The 2,264-nt window shown below is 57.3% G+C and carries 3 protein-coding genes and 1 tRNA gene; 2 read left to right on the forward strand and 2 right to left on the reverse strand.

Annotated features, from left to right (window positions below; genetic code table 11):
* The coding region (locus H928_RS30115; RefSeq protein ID WP_192816985.1) for a SelB C-terminal domain-containing protein at nucleotides 1-508 on the forward strand (508 nt) is incomplete at its 5' end.
* An 89-nt stretch (nucleotides 509-597) separates the two neighbouring features.
* A tRNA-Sec gene (locus H928_RS31520) sits at nucleotides 598-693 on the forward strand.
* Nucleotides 694-965: 272 nt separating this feature from the next.
* On the opposite strand, the gene H928_RS0110445 is transcribed toward H928_RS31520, so the two are convergent.
* A complete protein-coding gene (locus tag H928_RS0110445; protein WP_021026455.1) occupies nucleotides 966-2,090 on the reverse strand; it encodes an acyltransferase in 1,125 nt (374 codons plus the stop codon).
* Between the two features lies 1 nt (nucleotide 2,091).
* Nucleotides 2,092-2,264: hypothetical protein (locus tag H928_RS34055; protein WP_204366300.1), on the reverse strand; the 173-nt coding region annotated here is incomplete at its 5' end.

The following is a 2,264-nucleotide window of genomic DNA, read 5'->3' on the forward strand; positions in this document are numbered from 1 at the left end:
CGATGCGCTCTACCATGGCCTGCTCGATGCGTTGATCGCCGCCGGTCAGATCGCCAGCAGCGGCGCCTGGCTGCACCTGCCCGGCCACACCGTGCAACTGAGCGAGGCCGAGCAGGCCCTCGCCCAGCGCTTGCTGCCGGCCATCACCGAAGGCCGCTTTGACCCGCCCTGGGTGCGCGACCTGGCCCGCGACCATGGCGCCGGGGAGGAGCTGGTGCGCCAGCTGCTCAAAAAGCTCTCGCGCCAGGGCCTCGTGTTCCAGGTGGTCAAGGACCTGTTCTATGCCGCCCCCTCCATGGATGCGCTGGCGGCACTCACCGCAGAGCTTGCCCAGCAGGCCGAGCGCGGCGAAGTGCAGGCCCATGCCTTCCGCGATGCCACCGCCCTGGGCCGCAAGCGCGCCATCCAGATCCTGGAGTTCTTTGACCGCGTGGGCTACACCCGCCGCGTGCGCGATACGCATGTGCTGCGCCCGGGTGTGCGCTGGCAGACAGGCGCCACGTCCTAAGCCACCCAAGGGTCTGCGGCAGCGCCAGCCGCAGGCGCCACGCAGAGCCGCTACAATCGGCCATCTTGCCCAACACGCACGTGTTGCAGGGAAGGCAATCGTGCCCGGTGGCGCGGCCGGGCTTCAAACCCGGTGAGGGGTGTCAGCCACTCCTGGGTTGGTTCGACTCCAGCTGTCTTCCGCCATCTCGGTCTCTGTACAGGTGGTATGCGCTCAGTCAGGTAGCGCTCTTCTGCCCCCCGCTTCTGAGCACTGCAGCGCATGGTTCCCAGTCCTGATGCTTGACCGGGAATGTCTCAAATCCAAGGCCAAGCTTTCTGGCTTCATGCACCTTAGGGACGCATTCCTCCGCAATAGTTAACCCACGGCTCCACCGTCAAAAGACGCCTTGCGTCTTATCCCCATCCGCACCCAACCCGCTTGGCGAGGGCTATGCAGAGGACCCTTTGCGAATGCGTTATCGCAGCTGTTGATTTTTGTAGAGTGGTTGAAGAACAGGCTGGGCAGGGACGGTGGGGTGCAACCAGTAGTTGATTTTTTGGCGGCAAAACATGTAGACCGGCCGCTCCACCCAGTGGTAATAGGCAGCTGACGCCAGTAGCAATGCAGCGAGGACACCAACGACAATCCAAAGCTGCACCTGGCTATTCCAGCTGTGCCAAGGCAATAGCGTCAGCATCATGCTGAATGCCAGGATATGCAGCAAATAGATGGCGTAAGAATAATCACCAAATTTTGCCAGCGCCAGTGCGATCTGGCTTCGCGGAGAGGGCAGCTTCAACGCCATGCCTACGATCGCCATTGCGGCGCCGCCCATCAATACTGCGCGCTCAGGCCAATAGTGAAAATTGGCCAAACCATAGGGATAATCTTCAAAATGGGGCATGAAATAGACAATCAAGGCAATCCATGCTGCAGCCAGCAAGGCCCACAACTTCCATGATGCGCGCGAAGGACGTTGCAGATACTGATAGAGGAAGTAGCCCATGAAAAATTCTGCCACAAGGGGAGCCACATAAAAGAGCTGAATCCAGTTTTGCTCGATGCCTCCATCTGCGGCAGAGCGATGCGCCAACAAGTAGAGGTTGAGCACAACGAGTGCCGCAAACAGAGTTTTAATAAAGCGCTGGCGATGCCATTTCGGAAACAACAAGACCAGCGACAAGACCACGTAAAAATACAGCTCAAACATCAGTGACCAGATGGCAATACTGACAAGGCCTGCAAGATCGGAAAAGTAGAGAAAAAAAGATGCTTGCAGCTGAATGTGGGGATCGAGTTGCTGCGTTAGTTTTAAGTAAATGACATAGAGCAGCATGGCCGGCCACCAGCCTGTATAGATTCTTGAAAATCTAGCCAGCAAAAATGCAGTGGCAGTGCGTGGCCCATGGCCCATATTTTTGGTGGAATGCGCCATGATCACGCCACTGATGACGAAGAAAACATCCACACCCGCATAGCCAAAGTTGATGACAGTAGCCACCCAAGGTGCCACATCCGAAAAAATACCGAGTATTGCGCCATGAAAAACTACTACCCAGAGGGCTGCCATCAGCCGGAGTATTTGTATCTGTTTAATCATTTCACGGTTTTACATGGGGATGTGAGGACCGACGCGTAGGCGGCACCAGAGACCGGGACCAGGCGATGGCCGGGCGTTCGATAAACACCCAGGAAGCCAGCGCCAGCATCAACACGATGACCAGGGCCAAGACCATGTATATCGGCTTTGGAATCCCATGCCTTAGACTGATCT

Origin of the sequence: Comamonas sp. B-9, assembly GCF_000410635.1 — a bacterium.
GTDB lineage: Bacteria > Pseudomonadota > Gammaproteobacteria > Burkholderiales > Burkholderiaceae_C > Comamonas.